Origin of the sequence: Longimonas sp. (assembly GCF_040409695.1) — a bacterium.
Lineage (GTDB): Bacteria > Bacteroidota > Rhodothermia > Rhodothermales > Salinibacteraceae > Longimonas.
In genome coordinates this window covers 1-21,436 of the sequence record NZ_JARWGJ010000205.1, presented here as the reverse complement: position 1 = coordinate 21,436, position 21,436 = coordinate 1, and the positions used below count along the sequence as shown (strand labels likewise).

Annotated in this window: 17 protein-coding genes; 13 read left to right on the top strand and 4 right to left on the bottom strand. The window is 59.5% G+C overall.

The genetic code is table 11. The features are described 5' to 3' along the window. The 3 genes from PPP56_RS12695 to PPP56_RS12685 all read left to right on the top strand — a co-directional run. A partial coding sequence (locus tag PPP56_RS12695; RefSeq protein ID WP_353564423.1) for an ATP-grasp domain-containing protein occupies nt 1-627 on the top strand: 627 nt, incomplete at its 5' end. A 72-nt stretch (nt 628-699) separates the two neighbouring features. Further along, nucleotides 700-1,239: a 5-(carboxyamino)imidazole ribonucleotide mutase gene (purE, locus tag PPP56_RS12690; protein ID WP_353564422.1), complete on the top strand. Its 540-nt coding sequence runs from the start codon at nt 700-702 to the stop codon at nt 1,237-1,239. A 98-nt stretch (nt 1,240-1,337) separates the two neighbouring features. Beyond that, nucleotides 1,338-3,602: a T9SS type A sorting domain-containing protein gene (locus PPP56_RS12685; protein ID WP_353564421.1), complete on the top strand. Its 2,265-nt coding sequence runs from the start codon at nt 1,338-1,340 to the stop codon at nt 3,600-3,602. A gap of 56 nt (nt 3,603-3,658) precedes the next feature. Here the strand turns inward: PPP56_RS12685 and PPP56_RS12680 are convergent, their stop codons facing one another. Beyond that, nucleotides 3,659-4,936 carry an asparagine synthetase B gene (locus tag PPP56_RS12680; protein ID WP_353564420.1) on the bottom strand — a complete coding sequence of 426 codons (1,278 nt, stop codon included), beginning with the start codon at nt 4,934-4,936 and terminating at the stop codon, nt 3,659-3,661. Nucleotides 4,937-4,995: 59 nt separating this feature from the next. Further along, nucleotides 4,996-6,855, bottom strand: coding sequence for a tetratricopeptide repeat protein (locus tag PPP56_RS12675; RefSeq protein ID WP_353564419.1), 1,860 nt, complete (start codon nt 6,853-6,855; stop codon nt 4,996-4,998). A 453-nt stretch (nt 6,856-7,308) separates the two neighbouring features. Here PPP56_RS12675 and rseP point away from each other — a divergent pair, with 453 nt between their 5' ends. The 7 genes from rseP (at nt 7,309) to surE (ending at nt 16,264) form a co-directional block, all read left to right on the top strand. Continuing rightward, the gene (gene rseP / locus PPP56_RS12670) at nt 7,309-8,727 is read left to right on the top strand and encodes an RIP metalloprotease RseP (protein WP_353564418.1); all 1,419 of its coding nucleotides are present in this window, start codon (nt 7,309-7,311) and stop codon (nt 8,725-8,727) included. Between the two features lie 339 nt (nt 8,728-9,066). Then, a complete protein-coding gene (gene uppS, locus PPP56_RS12665) occupies nt 9,067-9,846 on the top strand; it encodes an undecaprenyl pyrophosphate synthase (RefSeq protein ID WP_353564417.1) in 780 nt (259 codons plus the stop codon). 251 nt (nt 9,847-10,097) lie between these two features. After that, nucleotides 10,098-12,656, top strand: coding sequence for an outer membrane protein assembly factor BamA (gene bamA / locus PPP56_RS12660; RefSeq protein ID WP_353564416.1), 2,559 nt, complete (start codon nt 10,098-10,100; stop codon nt 12,654-12,656). Nucleotides 12,657-12,967: 311 nt separating this feature from the next. Continuing rightward, the gene (locus PPP56_RS12655; RefSeq protein WP_353564415.1) at nt 12,968-13,546 is read left to right on the top strand and encodes an OmpH/Skp family outer membrane protein; all 579 of its coding nucleotides are present in this window, start codon (nt 12,968-12,970) and stop codon (nt 13,544-13,546) included. A 105-nt stretch (nt 13,547-13,651) separates the two neighbouring features. Next, nucleotides 13,652-14,242, top strand: coding sequence for an OmpH/Skp family outer membrane protein (locus tag PPP56_RS12650; protein ID WP_353564414.1), 591 nt, complete (start codon nt 13,652-13,654; stop codon nt 14,240-14,242). 231 nt (nt 14,243-14,473) lie between these two features. Then, nucleotides 14,474-15,295, top strand: a complete 822-nt coding sequence (panB, locus tag PPP56_RS12645; protein ID WP_353564424.1) for a 3-methyl-2-oxobutanoate hydroxymethyltransferase — start codon at nt 14,474-14,476, stop codon at nt 15,293-15,295. 90 nt (nt 15,296-15,385) lie between these two features. Continuing rightward, entirely contained in the window at nt 15,386-16,264 is an 879-nt protein-coding gene (surE, locus tag PPP56_RS12640) for a 5'/3'-nucleotidase SurE (protein WP_353564413.1), read from the top strand. Nucleotides 16,265-16,323: 59 nt separating this feature from the next. Here surE and PPP56_RS12635 read toward each other — a convergent pair whose 3' ends face one another. Together PPP56_RS12635 and folD are read right to left on the bottom strand one after the other, a co-directional pair. Then, nucleotides 16,324-17,400, bottom strand: a complete 1,077-nt coding sequence (locus PPP56_RS12635; RefSeq protein ID WP_353564412.1) for a mechanosensitive ion channel family protein — start codon at nt 17,398-17,400, stop codon at nt 16,324-16,326. 68 nt (nt 17,401-17,468) lie between these two features. Further along, entirely contained in the window at nt 17,469-18,341 is an 873-nt protein-coding gene (gene folD, locus PPP56_RS12630) for a bifunctional methylenetetrahydrofolate dehydrogenase/methenyltetrahydrofolate cyclohydrolase FolD (protein WP_353564411.1), read from the bottom strand. Between the two features lie 347 nt (nt 18,342-18,688). Between folD and PPP56_RS12625 the strand changes: the two genes are divergently transcribed. The 3 genes from PPP56_RS12625 to PPP56_RS12615 all read left to right on the top strand — a co-directional run. Beyond that, entirely contained in the window at nt 18,689-19,672 is a 984-nt protein-coding gene (locus tag PPP56_RS12625) for an aspartate kinase (protein WP_353564410.1), read from the top strand. A gap of 192 nt (nt 19,673-19,864) precedes the next feature. Further along, a complete protein-coding gene (asd, locus tag PPP56_RS12620) occupies nt 19,865-20,929 on the top strand; it encodes an aspartate-semialdehyde dehydrogenase (protein ID WP_353564409.1) in 1,065 nt (354 codons plus the stop codon). A gap of 58 nt (nt 20,930-20,987) precedes the next feature. Beyond that, a partial coding sequence (locus PPP56_RS12615) for a GNAT family N-acetyltransferase (protein WP_353564408.1) occupies nt 20,988-21,436 on the top strand: 449 nt, incomplete at its 3' end.

Sequence of the window (21,436 nt, the reverse complement as noted above, 5' to 3'; positions counted from 1 at the left end):
GCCGCCGACGATGGCGTGCTTGTCGAGCAGTGCATCGACTTTGTGCGTGAGCTCGCCGTGCAGATTGCTCGTCGCCCTGATGGCACCTCGGTCGCATATCCGGTCGTATACACCGAGCAGCGCGACCACCGCTGCCATGCCGTCGTAGCGCCTGCCCCTGTCGAGGAATCCCTCGCGGAAGAGGCACAGGCCGTAGCGCGCGACGCCGTTGACGCCGTCGAGGGGGTCGGACTCCTGGCGGTAGAGCTGTTTGAGACGCAAGACGGCGAGGTGCTCGTAAACGAGATCGCCCCGCGCCCGCACAACACAGGGCACTACACCATTGAAGGCTGCACGACCAGTCAGTTCGAAAACCATGTGCGGGCGGTGCTCGACCTGCCGCTGGGCCGCCCCGACTTGGTCGCTCCGCATGTTGTTATGGTCAACGTGCTCGGTAGCCGTCAGGGCACGCCGCCCCACGCCGACGGCTGGCGCACCGCGCTCGATGTGCCCGGCACACACGTTCACATCTATGGCAAGCCCGAGGTGCGCCCAAACCGTAAGATGGGCCACGTTACCGCGCTCGCCGACTTCGCCCAAGAAGCCCGCACTCGGGCCGAAGAGGCGGCTCAGCGTATCGTGCTGTAGACGTGTGCTGTAGAAATGCAGCATACGCAGCACGCGCATCACTCCGTTCTATGTACCAGTTTACACCTGATCATGCCTTCTACAACCATGCCTTCTACAGAAGACACCCCGCTCGTTGGTATCGCTATGGGAAGCGAATCGGATCTGCCGGTCATGCGCGACGCAGCAGCCATCTTGCATGCGTTCGACGTGCCCTACGAAATGCGGGTGCTGTCGGCCCATCGCACGCCTGCCGCAATGCATGAATATGCTGAAACCGCCGCCGAACGCGGCCTAAAAGTGATTGTCGCTGGAGCCGGGGGCGCGGCGCACCTCCCCGGCATGATCGCTGCCAGCACCCCGCTGCCGGTGCTCGGCGTGCCCGTCAAAACCAGCACCCTGAACGGACTCGACTCGCTGCTCTCGGTCGTTCAGATGCCGGGCGGCGTGCCGGTCGGAACCCTCGCGATCAACGGGGCCAAGAACGCGGCGCTGCTTGCCATCCAGATTCTGGGGACGCACGACGCGGATCTACAGGCGGCCATGAAGGCGTATAAGTCGGACCTCGTCGATACCGTCGACGGAATGGACGCTCGCGTGCGCGCTTTCGACCCGACCGAAGAGGCCAGCTAAGAAGGGGCCAACTAACAGCTCCACGGGCATAAACACACAAGCATCAGATATACAGGCGGATGCGTAGCGTCCTTTTCTTCATGTTGGCTGGTTTGCTATTGAGCCTCGCGTCTGCCCCTGTGCAGAGCGTCGCGCAGGAGAACCGCGACCGCCCGCACTATAGGCTCGATGCGCTTTCGGAAGCCGACCGCCCTGCGCTGCGCCATGACGCGCCGTCAGGGCCCCAGCCGTTCGCCTCTGCCCGCACGACCGAACGCCGCCTCACCGACCTGGTGGCCTGGCGCGACGCCGGCACCGGCTCGCGCGTCGGACAGGGGCTGGTTACAAGTCCGGGCGCGGAGACGCTCAATCTGGGCTTTCGTCCGCTCGACCTGCCGGAGGGCGCACAGCTTACGGTATCGCGCCCCGACGGTACGCAGCAGCGCGGTCCGTACACCGCCGAAGAGGCGGGCAGCGTGCTCTACACGCCTGTTATTTCCGGGGAAACCGCCCTCATCACAGTAACCGTGCCTGTCGGTGTCGCTGCTGAAGAGATGTCGACCCGCCTGGTGCATGTGGGGCACGGCTGGGCCCCGCCCGATACGCCGTTCAATCCGCTACAGCCGCACGCTTCCGGGTCGTGCAATGTCGACACCGCCTGCCCCGAAGCCGATGACTGGCGCGACGAGGTTGCTTCGGTGGCGCGCATCACCTACGTGCGCGGCGGGCTCCAATTCTCGTGCAGCGGCTCGCTGCTGAACACGACCGAGGGGCCCGTTGCGCCGTACTTCCTCACTGCACAGCATTGCGTGGATGCCCAGGAACAGGCCGACACCGCCGTGTTCTACTGGAACTACGAGCATCTGACCTGCCGCCCGCCCGGCGGCAGCAGCAGCGGACAGACGTCCGATGCAGATCCCTTCGACCAGACCAGTACCGGCGCGTTGTTGCGCGCTACGGTAGGAAGCGGGCGCATCAGCGGAGGCCCCGACATTACGCTCCTTGAGGTGGCCGAGCCGCTTTCGCCCGCCTACGATCTCTTCTACAGCGGCTGGACGCGGGCCGATGCGGCGCCGTCGGCATCCACCACCATTCACCACCCCGGTGGCTTTGCCAAGCGCATCTCGTTCGACTTCGACCCGGCCACGATTACGGCCTACGCTGAAAACACGACCGGCGACGAGACGCATCTTCGTATTTCGGATTGGGACGTGGGCACAACCGAGCCGGGCTCGTCGGGGGCGCCGCTGTACGACGCTGCGCAACGTGTGGCGGGGGTGCTTTCGGGGGGCATCGCCGCGTGTGGCGTTAACGAGCCCGACTGGTATGGGCGCCTGGCTATGGCCTGGGACGGGCCCGCCGCCGAGGCGCGGTTGCGCGACTGGCTCGACCCGGCAGGCACCGGCGCCGAGGCACACGACGGGGCTGTGCAGGGGGCGCATCTCAACATGCCGCCACCGGTCGAGGCCCTCACGGTCGTCGATACGGGCCGGCGCCAGGCATCGGTTCGCTGGGTGGCCCCGCTCTATGGCGCCGAGAACCGCGTGCAGCGCTACCGGCTTCGGGTAGCCACCGCGCCTATCGAAACGCAGGCCGACTTCGAGCGCGCCCGGGCACTGCCCGCACCGCGTTCGCCGGCGCCCGGCGCCGAGCTAACGGCACAGGTGGATGCGCTGTGGCCGGAGACGCCCTACTACATTGCCATTCAGAGCGAAAACGCAGCCGGGCGCTCCTCGATTACAGCAGTCGACGAGCCGGTCGAGCTGCCCGACCTGATCCCGCCCGCAGCAATTGGCGATTTTCGGATTGCGGAGGTGTCGGAGAGCGGCGTTGAGCTATCCTGGACGGCCACCGGCGACGACGAGACGCGAGGCCGCGCCTCTACCTATGACCTGCGATACGCCGAGCAGCCCATCGATACGGATGCCGATTTTGCGCAGGCTACACGAGTGCGCAATGTGCCCGTGCCCGACAGTGCGGGCACATCCGAGCGCATTCTGCTGAACGGAGACGATCTGCCGCGCGACACGCCGCTCTACTTCGGACTGGTTGCCATCGACAACGCCGAGAACCGGTCGCCTGTTGCGCGTACCGAGCGCAATGCAACGCTTATCGACGCGCCCCAACAGGTTGTGGGGCCCATGCCCAACCCGGCACGAACGCAGTCCGATCTGCAGGTGACGGTCAACGAAGCGCAGACGCTACGCATCCGCCTGTATGACACGCTCGGGCGCGCCGTGGGCACCGTGGTTGAGGCCGAGGTGCCCGCGTTTGAAGCGCAGCGCATTCCGCTTCCGGTCGACCGCCTGGCTGCAGGCACGTACTTCGTCCGGATTCAGGGCGCGGGCTTTACCGCTACGAAGCGGTTGGCGGTGGTGCGGTAACGTCGACATGGGCCGGTACGTGGGTTCAGAGGGCAGCACGGCACCATGCCGCAGCGCTACGTCTGCTGTCGTTCGGGCGTTGCGGCAGGGAAGAGGATGTTATTCAGGATAAGCCGGTAGCCGGGGGAGTTAGGGTGCAGGTTGAGGTCGGTGGGCGGATCGCCGACGAAGTGCTGGTAGTCTTCGGGGTCATGGCCTGCGAAAAAGGTGAACGTGCCTTCGCCAAGGCCGCCATGCAGGTACTTGATTTCATTGCGGGCGGGCATCTCGGCCAGGTTCACTACGTGATCTTTCACCATGTTGGCGTTGAACGCTGTGGTCTGGCCGACAAACCCAGGCACGGTAGAAACGTGGTTCTGTGTAAGCATGGTCGGCACCGGATCCCACTGCGCGCTGAAGTCAAACAGCGTGAAGTAGTCGAGCGACGGGTCGCGCATGGAAGGCGGCGGCAGGCCGGTGTCGATATCGGAGTGGTCGGTGCTGTGGGGGTTGAGGTCGGGCTGGAAGTCTCTGAAGGCGAAGGTCTGGCTGTAGTCGAGGCGCTCGCGGGCGTTGGGATCGACCGGGTCGCCATCGTACTCCTCGGGCACGATATCGGTGTCGTGGGCGGCCAGGGCCAGGTCGAGGGTTTCGGTGCCCAGGCACATCGAGAAGAGGAACCCGCCCTGTTCCACGTACGACCGGATTGTTTGCGCCACCTCCAGCTTGAGCTCACTGATCTTGCGAAAGCCAAACTCGGCGGCCACCGCCTCGGCCTCTTGCTGCTTCTCCATGTACCACGCCGTGTTACGAAAGCGCAGGAACTTGCCCAGCTGCCCGGTAAAGTCTTCGTGGTGCAGATGGAGCCAGTCGTAGTTGCCCAGCTCGCCATTGAGCACTTCACGATCATAGATCATGTCGTAAGGCACCTCGGCATAGGTGAGTGCAAGAAGCACGGCATCGTCCCACGGCACGGTCTGATCCGGAGCATACACCGCGATTTCGGGAGCCGTTTCCAGGCGCACTGCGGCCTGGTTATTACCGTCCGATTCGACACGGTTTACAAGCTCGGCAGACTCGGAGGCTGAGAGGCGTTCGTAGTACACGTCTCGGATGCGGAGCTCCTCTTCGAGCGCGTCGGAGGCATTCATCAGAAAGGAGCCCCCGCGGTAGTTCAGCAGCCAGTCGGCCTCCTGATTCTGGGTAAGGACCCAGAACGCGGCGCCATAGGCTTTCAGGTGGTTGGTCTGGGCATCGTCCATCGGTACAAGAACGTCCTGACTCTGTGCAGGCCCAGAAAATCCGACAGACAGGCCAAGTATCAGCGCGATGCAGGTAGAAGCGAATGAGCGCATAAGAGAGTAGCGGGCAAGGCGAAAAAAGGACGGCGGCGCGGCTGTGCGGTGAATCGGCGTTACGACGCCGGAAGCTGGCGGATGCGGGTACGAGCATCGCTTGCAAATACGGAGCGTGGATGCTGCTCGATAAGACGCATGTACAGGCGCCGGGCTTCGGTGGGCTCATTGGCGGCGTGTTCAAGGAGCGAAGCCGCTTCAAAGAGCGCGCGGTCGGCCCAGGGATGGCGGTAAAACTGTGTAGCAAACGTCTGAAGGGCCTGTGCGGAGGCGTCAACGCCTTCGAGATGCACGGCAAGAGCAGCCCGGTGATAGCGGGCCCGCTCGGTCAGCGGGTGGCGGGGGATCTCCGTGATAAGCGCTTCGTAGGCGGCATCGGCGGCCGACCAACGGTGCTGCAGTTCGTACAGCATACCGCTTGCGTAGTACTGGAGCGCCGCATGCGTAGAGTCGGGGCCGGCAAAGTGACGCAACGCCGCGTGAAGAGCGATGGCATCGTTGGCAACGGCAGCAGACAGATCGCCAAGCAGCACTTCAATTCGGCTCTTGGCGTTCTCCATGCCGCCATCGTACGCATCCAAAAGAGCCAGACGATGCTGGGCCGTACGCTCCACTGCTGTCGTAGGCTCGCCGGTACTGAGGGATGCAAACGCCTCGCGCGCCGTCGAAAGGTCCTGGGCACGCAGTGCAATGCGTCCGGAAAGGAGCGCACGCTCCTGACGATAAGATTCGATTTCGGACAGGGCCGCATGGGCGCGGCGTGCAGCGTCGAGATCCTGTTTGGTGTCAAGAGCGAGTTCAGCGATACGCATCCACATTTCGCCGTAGTCTTCGGAGGCTTCGCGCGGCGTTGTATCCTCAACAGCTGCATGGTAGGTCTCCCAGGCTTCGCTGGCAAAGCGCGTGGCTTCATCGGTAAAAGGAGGCGCTTGTGTCCAACGCCGGTACGCGAGGTCGCCTGCTCTCTTCTGTGCAAGTCTGGCTGCATCCGTTTCGGGAAAGGTGGTCTGGATGGTCTGCCAGGCGTTTTCGGCTACCGCAAAGGCGTTGGCATTGGCGGCTTGCTCGGCAAAGTCGAGGAGGCGATCGCCTTCTGTGTTTTGGAGCTTGTCGAGCCGGGTGTATGCCGAGAGCGCCTGGTCGTAGTCCTCCTGTTCGGCATACAGCCAGGCAAGCAAGTCGAGGTACGCCTCGTTGTCGGGGTGGTCTGCTACGGCCTCTTCCAGTACAGCAAGGGCATCGCCAATGTCGCCGGACTGGTCAATGAAGGGCTGTAGGCGGTTGCGAACGAAGCGAAGGCGCCGTTCGTCGGTGCTGAGCAGCGCAACGTACTCGCGCATCGCATCGGCGTGCTGCCCGGCCAGGCTATACATGTGGGCGAGTTCGGTGCGGAAGGCTTCCGGGTCACCGAGGGCATCGCGGCCCCGCTCCATGACAGACACAGCCTGGTCGAAACGCCGCAGCGTAGACAAGGTGTGATAAACACTGCGGTAGGTGCTGGCACGATCAGGGTATTGCTCGAGTGCAGCGTTCCAGGTGTCCCTCGCAGCGTCTTCGCGTCCGGCCAGATACTGCAGGCGCCCCAGGTCAGCAAGGTCGCTCACCGAGGGGGTATCGCCTGCACGCTGCTCCAGCAGTGCGATCGCCTGGTCGTATGCCTTGGTTTCCTCGTAGGCATCAATCAGTTCATATTGGTACGTGAGGCGGTTGGGGTAGTCGTCTACAAGCCCACTGAGGAGCGCGATAGCCCGCTCGTGATTGCCGCGCTGCAGAAGCTGTTGCGCTTGTTGAAACGAGTCGGCCTCAGCAGTAGGCGCTGGCGGTGCAGGAGGCGTAGGGCGGTTTTGCGCGTGCCCCGACGATGCGGTTAGAGACAGGGCGATTCCAACAAAGAGACCAAGCAGCACCGTAGGAGACATTAGAGAAGAGATCAAGAGCGGTGCGCCCCCTGGCATTTCCAAGGCGTAGTGGGCACGTGTTAGATTCTGCCGTTCAGTCCAGGTCGCGTTCCAAGAAGACGTCCCCCTGCCGCTACCACGCGAAGAGGCATCATGGAGTCCGGCAAAAAGAGGCCGGTGCAGTGCACGGGTGGCAAGCATGCGTAGAAAGGCGAGCACCCCAGAGAAAGACATAAGGCTGAGCAGTAGGAAGGTCTCAAGAAGAACCATGTAGGTCGTATGCTACCTTCGCCGCGAACAGGCGTTTCCTGCGGGCAAGACAGCGTGTCAGCAAACCGACAGGTCCTGTTTATGGATAGCGCCCGCATCCTGTAAAGGAACTACCCGTAACAGGCGTTGATTGAACGGATGCCGTTCATGATGACACGGTACATCCACGCTTTTCCTTCATAGACCCCATCGCACGGCGCACGCATGGAGTTGCTGCTGAGCATTCTTACATCTACGATCTGGGTGCTGCTCGCCCTTACAATCCTTGTTTTTGTCCACGAGTTGGGCCATTTCCTTACGGCAAAGTATTTTGGGATGCGGGTCGAGCGGTTCTCGATCGGATTCCCACCCACGATCTTTGGGCGTCGTATGGGCGACACCGAATACGTGGTTGGAGCTACCCCGCTGGGGGGATACGTAAAGATCAGCGGGATGATCGACGAGAATCTCGATACAGAGCATGTAGAGCAAGAGCCAGAAGATCACGAGTTTCGATCGAAACCGGTGTGGCAGCGCATTGTCGTGATTACGGCGGGTGTTATCTTTAACGTGATTCTGGCCGCTGTTATCTTTGCCGGGATCAAGTGGAGTAGTGGAGACGCGTACATCCCTGCTGAAAATGTAGAAGCGATCTACGTAGAAGAGGGATCGGTTGCCTACGAAATGGGCATGCGCACTGGCGATCGGATCCTGGCTGTCAATAACGAACCATTTGAGACGTTTCAACAGCTCAGTCCAGGAGCGTTGCTTGCTGACACGCTGACCATCACGGTTGATCGAAGCACCGGATCACAAACGCTGGTGGGCCCACGCGACATTATGACCCAGATCAGCCGGGCCAGTCAGGGCGTTGGATCGCCGCTGGGTATATCGTTTATCCCGCCTATTGTAGGAATGGCGCCTGAGGATCGTCCGGCAGCGCAGGTGGGCATACAGCAGGGGGACCGTATCGTGCACGTGGCGGGCGACACAATCCGGTTCTGGCAAGAGATGGCAGAGCGGCTGCAAGAGACAGGCGGCGCGCCTACGACCATTCGATGGCTGCGTCCCGATTCGCTGAATGGGTCGTCGGAGCGTGCGCAGCTGGTTGCTGAAACCGAGCGAGGGGCGCTCTACGAGGCCGTCATCACGCCCGATCACGAAGAGGGCGACGACCGTTACGTTATCGGCATTGCAACTCCAAGCCCAGACATGCTCGCGGCCGAGTTTGGCCAGCGCACACGCACATACGGGGCCGGCGAGGCGTTGCTGGCAGGAACTGTAGAAACCTGGGAGTATGCCGAAAACATCGTTGTGAGTTTGCAGCGCATCATCGTGGGGCGCGATAACGTGCGCGACAATCTGGGAGGGCCCGTACGCATTGCACAGGTAACGAGCCAGGCAGCCTCAGCTGGAGCGATTGACTTCTGGCGCATTGTGGCGATCCTGTCGATCACCCTGGCCATCATGAACATTCTTCCGATCCCAGCCCTGGACGGCGGGCAGCTCATGTTCTTAATCTACGAAGGCATCACGCGCCGCCCGCCATCTACGCGTGTGCGGCTCGTAGCTCAACAGGTAGGGATGTTGCTCTTGCTCGGGTTCATGATCTTCTTGATTTTCAATGACATATTGCGCTTGTAGCCAGTGCCAACGTAGCGCGGAGCACGGGCGGTGTACATGTCGGCGCCTCTGCAACGGGCCATATGTTTGCCGTGTGTTGAGCGGAACGTTTTGCCCAGAGCATAGCCATAAGATGTGTTGTAAGTCCGCCTGATATCACGTAGCTTGTCCAATTCTGCACACGGATACGCCTGCAGTACATGAAACGTTGATTCGTGCTGTTCGTGCAGGTGTATTGGAAAGACCTGTAACGCAGCAATGTCGGAAGATACACCCCCGTCTGCGGTGCGTTGTGCTCGTGGCTTGTATCCTCAGCACCAATCATACCTTCCTGCCTCCATCCATTATCTGCCTGCTAACGTGGACGACGCGCAATTGCAAGAGCTGTTGCACAAGCGAGGAGAAGTGCCACGCCATGTGGCCGCCATCATGGACGGTAACGGGCGGTGGGCGCGCCAGCGTAGCCAGGTGCGGTATGCTGGCCACTATGAGGGCGTTGAGTCGGTCCGTGATATCGTTGAAGCGTGTGCCGAACTGAATGTTGAGTACCTAACCCTTTACACGTTCAGCACAGAGAACTGGGACCGCCCCACGCTGGAGGTGAAGGCGCTCATGCGGCTGCTTGCGCACACGGTAAAAAAAGAACGTGCCAACCTGGTAGACAACAACGTGTGTCTTAAGACGATCGGTGATCTCTCGCAACTCCCCCGCCGCTGCCAGCTCGAGATCCAGAAGACGGTGCGCAAAACAGCCTCAAACACCGGCCTCACGCTCGTGCTGGCGCTATCCTACAGCGGCCGCTGGGACATGACTGAGGCCGCGCGGCAGCTCGCCCAGATGGTAGCTAACGGCGTTATCGATCCGGAAGATGTCGACGAAGACATCGTCGGCGGGCTGCTGGATACCGGAAATATCCCGGATCCCGACCTGCTGATCCGAACAGGAGGGGAGTACAGGCTCTCGAACTTCATGCTGTGGCAGAGCGCGTACTCCGAACTGTATATCACCGATTGCTACTGGCCCGACTTCCGCCGAGAAGAGCTGTACAAAGCGATTCGCAGCTACCAAGACCGCGATCGTCGCTTTGGCCGCGTGCCGGTTAACGGAAACGGATACGAAACCTGCTCTTCGGATTCGTAACGCCGGCTTCGATACGAACGCCTTCTGCCATGTATCCACCATGCCATTCAGAAGGCATGCACGGACGCGTAAACAGGGGAGAGGTATTATAAATGAGAATCACCCCGACCGCCATACCGCCCGTGTTCGCACATAGCGATACGAATAGCGTCGCTTAGCCCGTTTATGCTTAGCCCGTTTATGTAGCGTGCTGGCGTCGACTGCATTCTCTCGACTGGATTCCTAATTTCGTGACTGCAATTTCGACCTGTATGATGGACCGTGTCCGATTCGTGGGGCCTGTGGCTCTGCTCACACTGGTGCTCTTTGTAGGTACTCCCTGGGCCGCTCAGGCCCAGGTAGAGCCTGAGCCCACCCCGACCCCTACTCCCAGTCCGGAAGAAACCCTTCTTCCTGAAGAAGCTCCTCCTCCGGGGGCAGCAAACCTTGCAGCACAAACAGAGGTGACTATATCAACGATTCGGGTTGTAGGGGCTGAAGACCGGATGCAAGACTTTGTGATCCAGACGAGCGGATTGCAAGAGGGACAGCAGATACAGCTTCCGCAGAGCGAGGCGATTGCAGAAGCCATTCGCTCGGTCTATGATATCCGTCACTTCTCTGATGTCCGCATCTACCAGGAGGAACGGACTGAAGATACCGTGGGCATTGTGATTGAGGTTGCCCCCGAACCACGCCTAGGCGAGTTTCGATTGCAGGGCATGAGCCGGAGCGACCGGCGCGATATTGAGAACCGCCTTCCGCTTCTCCTTGGGCGCCCGGTACGCCAGGGCGACATTGAGCGTTCGGTGCAGATGATTAAGCGCCACTATGCTGAAGACGGCTACCTTAACGCTCAGGTCAACGTGGTGCGCAACAACATTGCCGACAATCAGGTGCGCCTCGTTTTTCAGGTCGACCGTGGCGATAAAGTTAGGATCGATAACATCCGGTTCGTAGGGAATGAAGTGTTCTCGGACGGACGGCTCCGCAGCCAGTTCGACGAGAATAAGCAACGCAGCTGGTGGCGCTTCTGGCGCAGTGCTACGTTCGACCCCGACATGCTGAGCGATGACCTTGACCGTGTCATCGATTACTACGATGAGAACGGGTACTTTGACGCGCGTATCGTTGGCTACGAGACAATACAGCAGCCCGATGGCGATATCGTGCTTGAGGTTACGGTTGAAGAAGGGCACCGGTATTACATCCGCAATATTGAGTGGGAGGGCAACACCGTCTATCCAGATGAGCTGCTCGGCGAACGCCTTGGATTAGCTCCTGGCGATGTATATAACGGACGGCGCCTGCAAGAGAACCTTCAGGGGAACCGGCGCGGTACCGATGTAGCCGGACTCTACCTTGATCGCGGCTACCTGCAGTTCAACGCAGATCCTTCAATCCGTGTCGTGGGGCGCGACTCGCTTGATATCAGCATCGACATCCGCGAGGGCGACACGTACGACTTTGGAAACATTACGGTGGCCGGCAACACGAAAACGAGAGATCATGTGGTGCGGCGCGAGCTGTTCACGGTGCCTGGAGAAACGTTCAGCCGCAGCGCGATACAGGAGTCGATCCGGCGCCTGATGCAGTTGAATTACTTTAGCCAGGAGTCGCTCGGGCAAGGGCCTGCACTCGACGTCGACGACAGCGAACGCCTCGTTAACCTGACCTACAATCTGGAAGAGGTGGGAAGCGACCAGCTCGAGCTCTCTGGCACGTGGGGGCGCTTTGGCCTCGTGCTCCAACTGGGCTTTCAGTTCAATAATTTCTCGACGCAACGGATGTTTGACGGTAGCGCCTGGCGTCCGCTCCCATCGGGTGATGGCCAGCGCCTCGGCATCAATGTTCGCACGAACGGAACGTTCTTTCAGAGCTACTCGCTTTCTTTTACAGAACCCTGGTTCCGCGGACGCCCCAACCCTGTAGGGGGCTCGGTTTCATTTACCCAGTTCTCGCAGGAGCCTATTTCAATTGGCGCACAGCGCTCAAGCGAAGGTACATTCACGCAGATTAGCTCTAATCTGTTTTTCGAACGCCGCCTGAGTTGGCCCGATGATAACTTTAACCTGTCCTTTGGGGTCGGCTATCAGTACTGGCGTAACGACCGCGGACTGCTGTCGAGCCTGCCTGAGGGCGTGAACCAGACCGTAACGTACCGACAGGCGCTCACGCGCAATTCGCTCGACAACCCGATGTTTCCACGCAGTGGGTCGCGCATCCGCCTGTCTGCAGAGATTGCGCCCCCGATCGGCGACCTGGTGCAGTACCACAAGTGGCGCTTCAACACAAACTGGAATATTCCCGTTGGCGACCGGTTCTCCTTCGGATTCGGAACGCAGTTCGGGTACATTGGCTCGATTACAGGCGATGACGTCGCCTTCGAACGCTTCGAAGTAGGCGGTACGCTCTTTGACTTTAGCGGATTCCAGTTCGGTACCGAGCCGATTCCAATGCGCGGATACCCTGCACGAGTGATTGGGCCGCGCGAGACGATCCGCAACCAGGTAACCCCCGTTGGAGGACGCATCTTGAACAAGTATACATCAGAGTTCCGGTTTAAGGCGGTCGAATCACAGCAGCTGCAGGCAGCCCCGTATCTGTTCTTAGATGCCGCCAACACATGGGATAGCTTCGACACGTACAACCCATCGGAGCTTTTCCGCTCGGCAGGGGTGGGCGTGAAGCTCTTTCTGCCTATCGTAGGAATGATTGAGTTTAACTATGGGTATAACTTCGATACCTTTGTGCCCTTTCAACGAGGCGAAGACGGCACACCTGGCTGGCGCTTCCAGTTCTCGCTTGGACAGGGAGGTCCGCAGCAGTAGCTTAGTAGCCTGGTCGACGTGGCAAAATGGATTAGTAAAATGGACTCAGCGAGACACTGAGTGCGCCAGTCCCATGCGCTACAGGGCCAACATGCTGTAAAGTATTGAGGGGCAGGCGGCTGTTACGCTATCGCGTTTCATGATCTCATGCATTGCGCTATCAGGATTACGTAGTGCGCTCCGGCTCCGCCTGCCGGGCAACTCCGTCTTCGCAGGCGCTCGTATCCTGCTCTCATTCCCAAACTGATTTGTATATGTCGTACCATGAATGCGCCGTAAGCCACTCAGATCGCGGAGGCGCACTATCGGCTATGAATTTGGCGTTTGTGGACGCGGGAAGGCAATACCAGACAGCATGGCTCGTTACTACACTACTGCTTGTTCTTTTCCTGCTTGTTGGAACGTCTTCTGCTGCTGCTCAGCAACGGATCGGATATATCGACTCTGATCAGGTGCTCGACCAGCTGCCCGAGTACGGGTCTATTCAGCAGGAGCTCGACCAGCTCGAACGGGACTGGCGCTCCGAGATTGAGGCTCAACAAGATGAGGTGCGAGACCTTGTCGAAGACTTTCAAGCTCGCGAGCTGTTATACACCCCCGAAGAGCGCGAGCGCCAACAAGAGCGCATCCGTGAGGCCCGCCGAGAGGTGGAGCAGCTCCGCAGCCGGTATTTCGGCCCCGACGGACTGCTCTTCCAGCGTCAGCAAGAGCTTATGCGTCCGCTTCAGGAGCGCGTACTCGAAGCTGTTGAGACAGTAGCTGAAGGAGGCGGATATGACTATGTATTTGACAAGGCAGACAGCCACCTGTTTATGTTTGCACGCCCTCAGCACAACCTCACCGAAGATGTGGTTTTTGAGCTTGGGATTGACTTTGAGCAATCCAATTAAGCCACACGGCACAGCGCGCCTCACACAAGTAGGCCGCTGTTACACGTTTACTTTGCAGGCCTGTTAGGCACTGCACCGAATACTCCTTAAACAAACCAATCCACTATGTTCAACCGATATTCTGTTATCGCTCTCGCGCTCATCCTTGCTGCTGCCTGGGGAACTGCCGATGTGCAGGCCCAGCAGCGCATTGGGTTCACAAATCAGGAGGCTGTGCTTGCAAACATGCCAGGCATCCAAGATGTCCAGGAAAGCCTGCAGCAAGAAACTGTTCGTCTGCAAGGCAATCTGCAGGAGATGCAGCAGGAGTTCCAGGAGCAGCTTCAGCGCTACGAGCAGCAGCAAGGGCTGCTCTCGGATGAGCGGCGCCAGGAGCGTGAAGACGAACTACGCCAGATGCAAGTCGAGCTGCAGCGCTCTCAGCAAGAAGCCGAGCAGGAGCTTGCCCAGCGCGAAATGGAGCTGATGCGCCCGCTGCTTGAAGAACTGCAGGACGCGATCAACGAGGTGGCTGCTGAGCAGAATCTCGACCTGGTGCTCCGCGAGCAGGCGCTGCTGTACGTAAGCGGCACAACCAACGACGTGGTGAACATCACGCTCGATGTTGCCACCCGCCTGGGTATCGACATCGATGAGTCGGAGGTTGAGCCAGGGCCCTCTCTCGAAACAGATCCGATGGGTGGCGGAACCAACTAAGCCTCTCTTTTCGTTTCGAAACGAGCCTATGCAGCCGGGTCTCCCACCAGTGGAGATCCGGCTGTACTGCATAATATGCATAATGCTGCATATGCAATACTGCGCATGTGTCGCATTCTTGGAACCACTAATACGTACGCCCATGCGCTGGCTGGCAGCGCGCATTCAACAGCGTGCCATCTACCCACTTTTGCTTTCTCTTTGTCCCACGTTCCTATGAGCACAGAAACGATTCGCCCGGCGCCTGCCGACGTGCCTCGCGTCACTACACAGACGCTTCAAAACATGAAAGCAGAAGGGGTGCCTATAGCAATGTTTACAGCATACGACTACACCTCGGCACGTCTTTTTGACCAGGCGGGGGTCGATGTACTGCTGGTGGGCGATTCGGCCTCAAACGTAATGGCGGGGCATGAAACCACACTGCCCATCACGCTTGACCAGATGATCTACCACGCTCAGTGCGTTATCCGCGCCATCCAGCGTGCACTCGTTGTGGTTGACCTGCCGTTTGGGTCGTATCAGGGCAATTCTAAGGAGGCGCTGGCGTCGGCTATCCGGGTGATGAAAGAAGCAGAGGCGCACGCTGTCAAGCTGGAAGGCGGACACGACGTGCTTCCAACGGTGAATCGCATCATCTCGGCTGGCATTCCGGTGATGGGGCACCTCGGGCTCTTGCCGCAGAGCATCCACAACTACGGTACGTACAAGGTGCGTGCGCGCGAAGAGGACGAAGCGGCGCGTCTGGTTGAGGAAGCACAGGCCCTTGAAGAAGCAGGGTGCTTCGCGCTCGTTCTCGAAAAGATCCCATCAGCTCTCGGCAAGAGGGTCTCCGAGGCACTCGACATTCCAACAATCGGAATTGGAGCCGGGGCAGACTGCGACGGTCAGGTGCTGGTGTCGCATGATGCACTTGGATTAACCACCGACTTTAACCCCCGCTTTGTGCGGCGCTTCGCGCGCCTCGACAAGACGATTACCGAGGCGGTACAAGCATATGTAAACAGCGTGCGTACCCGCTCTTTCCCTAACAAAGACGAAAGCTACGAATAACGCCGGCAGTTCGCAGTCCTGCTGCAGTCCTGCAACGGGCCTGCTCGAACGCCCTCAAAGAGCCTTCATCCAATAGATAGATGCATACGTATGGCAGACACAAATCAGTCTTCTAATAGCGACCGCCCGCGCATCCTGATCTGCAATGACGATGGGATCGACGCGCCCGGTATTCAAGCATTGGCTTCGGCTCTCGACGGACTGGGGGATCTTATTATTGCCGCTCCTGAAAGCGAACAGAGCGCAGTAGGGCACGCCATCACTGTGCGCGATCCGGTGCGTGCACAGTCGTATGGGTTCGAAGTGCCCTCGGGGCCAACAAAGGCCTGGTCAATCGCCGGAACGCCCGCGGATTGCATCAAGCTGGCTGGACAAGAGCTGCTGGATCGCCCGCCGGATCTGGTGGTGAGCGGCATCAACCATGGTCCGAATACAGCGGTAAACGTGCTGTACTCCGGAACGGTTAGCGCTGCCACCGAGGCCGCAATCATGGGCTATCCGGCTATCGCCTTCTCGCTCTGCTCGTGGTCGTCAAACGAGTTCGAAGCGGCTGGATATTACGCCCGCATGCTGAGCCGGCACGTCCTCAACGAAGGACTGCCGGCGGGGTCGCTGTTGAACGTCAACATTCCGGCGCTTCCGTTTGACGAGATTGCAGGCGTGCGCATCACCCGGCAAGCCAGGGCGCGCTGGGAAGAGAGCTTTGTGGCTCGCACCGACCCGCTCGACCGCCCGTACTACTGGCTATCGGGCACCTTCGTGAACCTGGATAGTGGGGCCGATAACGACCTTGCGGCCATTGAAGATGACTACGTTGCGGTAACGCCCATGCAGTTGGACCTGACGGCACACGAGCAGCTTGAGGGGCTCCGGTCGGTGAACTGGGATGAAAAGCTCGATCGTGATGCACGAGCCGACGCCCGGGCTCATATTGCTGCACGACGCAAAGGGGAAGGTCCCAGTGAGTGATCCCAGGAAAGGAGTGGCAGGAACGCCAGTGAACATGCTACTGGGTTAGGGGCGCCGGGTTAGGGACGCGGGCGGTCGCCGTTTCCATTCGGAGTATTGCTCTGATCGCCGTTTTGCGTGGCAGGCTTATCGAAAAGCACCGAGCCGTTCAAAGCTCGGGCCTCGTCTAAGAACATCTGCAGATGGGGGAAAGGAATTTCAATGTCGGCTTCCCGCAGGGCTTCTCGCACCTTCTCGGTGTACTCCCATCGCATAGGCACCTCCTGAGACGGATCTTTCAGGTAAAACCGGAGCTTCATATTTACGCTGGAGTCTGCCATCTCGACCACAACGACAGTGGGCCCGGGGTTCGAAATCACGCGGTCGTCATCCTCAAAGAGCCCGATCACGACCTGGCGTGCCTCATCGGGATACTCTTTGTACGCAATCCCGAAGTCGATATCTACGCGCACCGTGTTGCGCTTGGTATGGTTGATGAGCCGGTTGCTGATCATGAACGAGTTCGGCAGCACCATAATCTCGTTTCGTACTGTGCGAATACGCGTAGAGCGAAGGGTAATCTCGTCGACCTGCCCGTACTGGTTCTCGACTTCGATATAGTCGCCCACCAGAAATGGTTCGTCAACAAGGATGGTAACGCCTGAGATGAAGTTCTCCAGCGAATCGCGGGCTGCGAAACCGATGGCAATACCTGCGATACTGAGCCCGGCAACGAGTGCGGTAACGTCGACCCCTAACTGTCCAAGTACAATGATGGCGATAAATGCGACAGCAATCACCCGGTACGTTTTGAGGAGCAAGTTCTGCAGCCCTGCATCCACCCGGTCGCTGCGGTCGAGAATCTGGAACAAGGTGGCATCGATGAGCCGGTACACGGTGTAAAAGAACAAGAACGCAACGGCCGCAACCAGCAGGCGAGGCAAGAGAACGGCAGCCAGGTCGAGCGCACTGATGCGCAGCTGCGTCCACATGGATTCAAGATCGCCTTCCAGAAAGAGCCGGACTGCCTCGCGAAACGTCTGGTTGAACTCTTCGAGGCTATCCGCGGCATCTTCAGGTGTGATCTCATCCACAGTCGCCTGAGCGTCGGTGGTGTCGGCGGCTTGTACGTACGGGTTGTGCTGGACGGAAGGCATGACAGACACACCATATGAGAGAGAGCGATGCCCATGCTATGGTTATGCATGTGTGATGGGCGCACATGCTATGCACGCCGATGCTGGGCGGCCTGCAGCGTGTTGCGTAGAAGCATCGCAATAGTCATGGGACCGACGCCGCCAGGTACCGGCGTAATGGCATGCGCTTTCGGCGCAACTGCGTCGTAGTCGACATCACCGACCAGCCGGTAGCCCCGCTCACGCGAGTCATCGTCGACCCGGTTGATGCCTACATCAATGACAGTAACCCCGTCGGAGACCATGTCAGCCGTAATGAGGTTTGGGCGGCCCGCAGCGGCAATGACGATGTCGGCGGCTTTCGTATGAGCAGCCAGGTCGCGCGTGCGACTGTGACAGACGGTCACAGTTGCATTGGCATCACGCTGCATGAGCAGGGCAGCGAGGGGCTTACCTACGATGTTTGAGCGTCCCACAACGACAGCCCGGGCGCCGGCCAGGTCGTCGAGAGCGCGCTCAAGGAGCACCATAATGCCAGCGGGAGTGGCGGGCACAAACTGAGGCGTGCCTATGAGAAGACGGCCCAGATTCTGGGGATGGAAGCCGTCTACATCCTTGGTCGGATCGATCGTCTCAATCACCGCATACTGGTCGATATGGTCAGGCAAGGGCAGCTGTACGAGAATGCCGTCTACGGCGTCATCGGCATTGAGCGTGCGAATCAAGTCCAGCAGCTCGTGCTGCGAGATGCTGGCGTCGCGCCGGTGCACGGTTGACTGAATGCCTACCTCGGAAGCCGCCCGCTTCTTACCACGCACGTACGAGGCCGAAGCGGGGTGGTCGCCGACCAGCACCACAGCGAGCGCGGGTGGGTCGGCATGCGCAGAGAAGGATTCAACCGCATTACGAGTAGCTGTACGTACCGATTTAGCAATAGCACGTCCGTCGAGGCGAGAGTCCACAGAATCAGAAAAGATCGATGATACAAGAGCGAACGGTCTGTCGGGCACAGCCTCTTAAGTAGGTCCACAAAAGAGTCTTTGAGTCCGTCACCGCGAGGAGCGCCAGCGCCGCGTCGGTCGCAGGCTCCTTCCTCGCGATGACAAGGTGTACATGTATTTTTTGCTGGCATACTTAAATCCGCAAACAGCACCGCACTGTAAAGTATACCACCGTGTCTCCCCGAATACCAAACGCGTGCGCCGGAATTATTGGCAAAGGGCACAGCCTCGTCGCGTTGGCAGAGGAACACACCAAAAAACGACAAGGTTGATTCTGTGTGTTTTACCACGTATCAACACAATGCGCTATGCATCCATCTGACCGGCCTGTACGCCCTATTGTTGTGATGAAGTTTGGGGGGACCGCCACCGGTTCGGTTGAGCGGATGCGTGCGATAGGAGCCCTGGTGAAGGAGGCACACAACGACGTTCGCCCCGTATTGATCGTATCGGCTCTTGCAGGTGTAACGCGCCAGCTCGACCGAGGGCTGCAGGCTGTAGTCGCAGCGCGCGAGTCGTCTGACGCCGCGGTCGAAACGGCACTCGGTGTTTTCCTCGATGATCTAACGACGCGTCATCACACACAAGCCGCTGAGGTGCTTTCACCAGAATCTGCAGAGCGCTATACGTCTGTCCTTTCCGACCACATGGATGCCCTGCGTGCCCGGATGACAGACATTGCCGATACGGGTTTCACACCTGCCCTGCGTGATTCCGTGCTGGCAACAGGCGAGCAGCTTTCGGTGCCCATGGTTACAGCCACTTTGCGCGACCGTGGGATCGCAGCGCATGCGGGCGAAGCTACAACGCTCATTCGTACCGATGATACGCACGGCGAGGCCAACGTCGACATGGCCGCCACCGAAGCGGAGGTTACTAAATGGTTCGACACGCTGCCTCCTAAGTCGGTGCCAGTAGTAGCTGGTTTCATCGGTGCGAGTACGCACGGAGCAACCACCACGCTTGGCTTTGAGGGAAGCGACTACACGGCAGCGCTGATTGCGTCTTTTCTGAACGCGGCTTCTCTTACGCGCTTTACGGACGTTGACGGGGTCTACACAGCCGACCCACGTACCGACGCTGCGGCACAACGCCTGGACCGTTTGACGATGGAGCAGGCGTTTGCATGGACCGAGTCGGGGCGGCTGGGCATGCATCCCAAGACGCTCCGTCCGCTGGCTCACCGTGCGGTGCCCATGCAGGTGCGGAGTATCGACCGGCCTGAAGCTCCGGGCACGCAGATTGTCCCTGAAGGTGCTTCCAGCATTGCATTCTGGCCACCCGCTTCGTAAAGCGCGAGCCGATAGGTGCGTTTCGCAACAACGTGCAACTATCGGGCAGACGAGGAAAACGTATGCTTTGCCAGTGTACGTTTCCTCGGTGTGTGGCAAAGCGCCAGCATATAAGCACGATAGGGCCATTTCACGCCCCTGTACGTCCCTGTACCCCACTGATTTCTACACCCACCAACCCTTTACGATTTTATGTCAGATCCCACGTTACGTGTAGGCATTTTAGGTGCCACCGGCGCCGTTGGACAGACGTTTGTTCGTCGCCTGGCCGATCATCCATGGTTTTCTATTCATACACTGGCCGCGTCGGAACGATCGGCTGGGAAGCCATATCGTGAAGCGGCCAACTGGCTCAGCAGCCGCCCGATGCCCGACGCTGTTACTGACATGGAAGTTGTGCCCTGCACCCCCAACGCAGTAGAGGCCGATCTTGTATTTTCTGGATTGGATTCGGCGGTAGCCGGTGAGATTGAGGCAGACTTTGCACATGCAGGTTTCCCGGTTATCTCTAATGCAAAGAACTACCGCATGGACCCTACGGTGCCCCTGCTCATTCCGGAGATCAACCCGGAGCATGCGGCATTGATCGATGAGCAGTCGTGGGAGAACGGCGGCTTCATCGTGACCAACCCAAATTGCTCCACGGTAGGACTCGTCTGCGCCCTGCGTCCGCTTGTGGAAGCCTTTACCGTAGAGGCGGTGCAGGTTACAATGCTGCAGGCGCTTTCAGGCGCCGGTTATCCGGGCGTGGCATCGCTCGACGCGCTGGGTAACGTGATTCCGTACATCGGCGGCGAGGAAGATAAGCTCGACGAGGAGCCGCGTAAGATTCTGGGCACCTATGAGAACGGTGCAATCAAAGAGGCCAAGCTCGCCGTAAGTGCGCAGTGCAACCGCGTGCCCGTACGGAATGGCCACCTTGCGTGTGCTTCGGTGCGGTTCAGCGAGAAGATCAGTCCTGAGGCGGCCGAAGAGGCATTGCGTACCTATACCAGTCCAGTCGACGTAAGCGCATTGCCATCGGCGCCCGATCGGCTGGTTTCTGTTGATTCGGCCCCCGACGCTCCACAGCCGCGTAAGCACGTGTATGCAGGAAATGGCATGACCGTTACGGTAGGCCGCATTCAGGCGTGTACGGTCAACCACGTTAAATTTGTAGCGCTGTCGCATAATACCATTCGCGGTGCGGCGGGCGGTGCAATCCTCAATGCAGAGCAACTTGTGCATGAAGGCCGTATCCAGCCAGTAGCAGCGTAGCCCCACCACGGCCTCACCACAGCACTCCGCCTCTTTTCTTCGTCGCTCCTATGTTATTATGAACGCTGACTACACGATTCGCCGCGCCACACTGGCCGATCAAAACCGGCTGACCGAACTGTGGACGGCGTTTATGGAGGAGCAGGCCGGGTACGACAATCGGTTGACGGTTGCCGACGATGCCGCCGAGCGGTGGAATAACGACCTGCCGGTGTGGATAGACGATGCGACGATACAGCTTTGGGTTGTAACGTCGCCAGGAGACAACCTTGCGGGATTTGCGCGGGCCCATCGCACGGGCCCGCCGCCTGTGTACGAAGACTGTGCTGAGGTTTACATTGATGAGGTGTTCGTGGCGGAAGCGCATCGGCGCAAGGGCATCGCTACAGCGCTCGTCGATACGACGATGGCGTGGGCGGCATCTGTAGATGCAGAGCGGATTCGTCTGTCGACCGTTGCTGCCAGCGGTGGTGCAGAAGCTTTCTGGAACGCATATGGGGCCAGCCC

Bases quoted from the DNA above. Each gene is read 5' to 3' on its own strand.
- rseP (WP_353564418.1), top strand. From the start codon at position 7,309: ATGGAGTTGCTGCTGAGCATTCTTACATCTACGATCTGGGTGCTGCTC.
- surE (WP_353564413.1), top strand. From the start codon at position 15,386: ATGGCAGACACAAATCAGTCTTCTAATAGCGACCGCCCGCGCATCCTG.
- bamA (WP_353564416.1), top strand. From the start codon at position 10,098: ATGATGGACCGTGTCCGATTCGTGGGGCCTGTGGCTCTGCTCACACTG.
- PPP56_RS12675 (WP_353564419.1), bottom strand. From the start codon at position 6,855: ATGTCTCCTACGGTGCTGCTTGGTCTCTTTGTTGGAATCGCCCTGTCT.
- PPP56_RS12680 (WP_353564420.1), bottom strand. From the start codon at position 4,936: ATGCGCTCATTCGCTTCTACCTGCATCGCGCTGATACTTGGCCTGTCT.
- asd (WP_353564409.1), top strand. From the start codon at position 19,865: ATGTCAGATCCCACGTTACGTGTAGGCATTTTAGGTGCCACCGGCGCC.
- purE (WP_353564422.1), top strand. From the start codon at position 700: ATGCCTTCTACAACCATGCCTTCTACAGAAGACACCCCGCTCGTTGGT.
- PPP56_RS12655 (WP_353564415.1), top strand. From the start codon at position 12,968: ATGAATTTGGCGTTTGTGGACGCGGGAAGGCAATACCAGACAGCATGG.
- PPP56_RS12635 (WP_353564412.1), bottom strand. From the start codon at position 17,400: ATGCCTTCCGTCCAGCACAACCCGTACGTACAAGCCGCCGACACCACC.
- PPP56_RS12625 (WP_353564410.1), top strand. From the start codon at position 18,689: ATGCATCCATCTGACCGGCCTGTACGCCCTATTGTTGTGATGAAGTTT.
- PPP56_RS12650 (WP_353564414.1), top strand. From the start codon at position 13,652: ATGTTCAACCGATATTCTGTTATCGCTCTCGCGCTCATCCTTGCTGCT.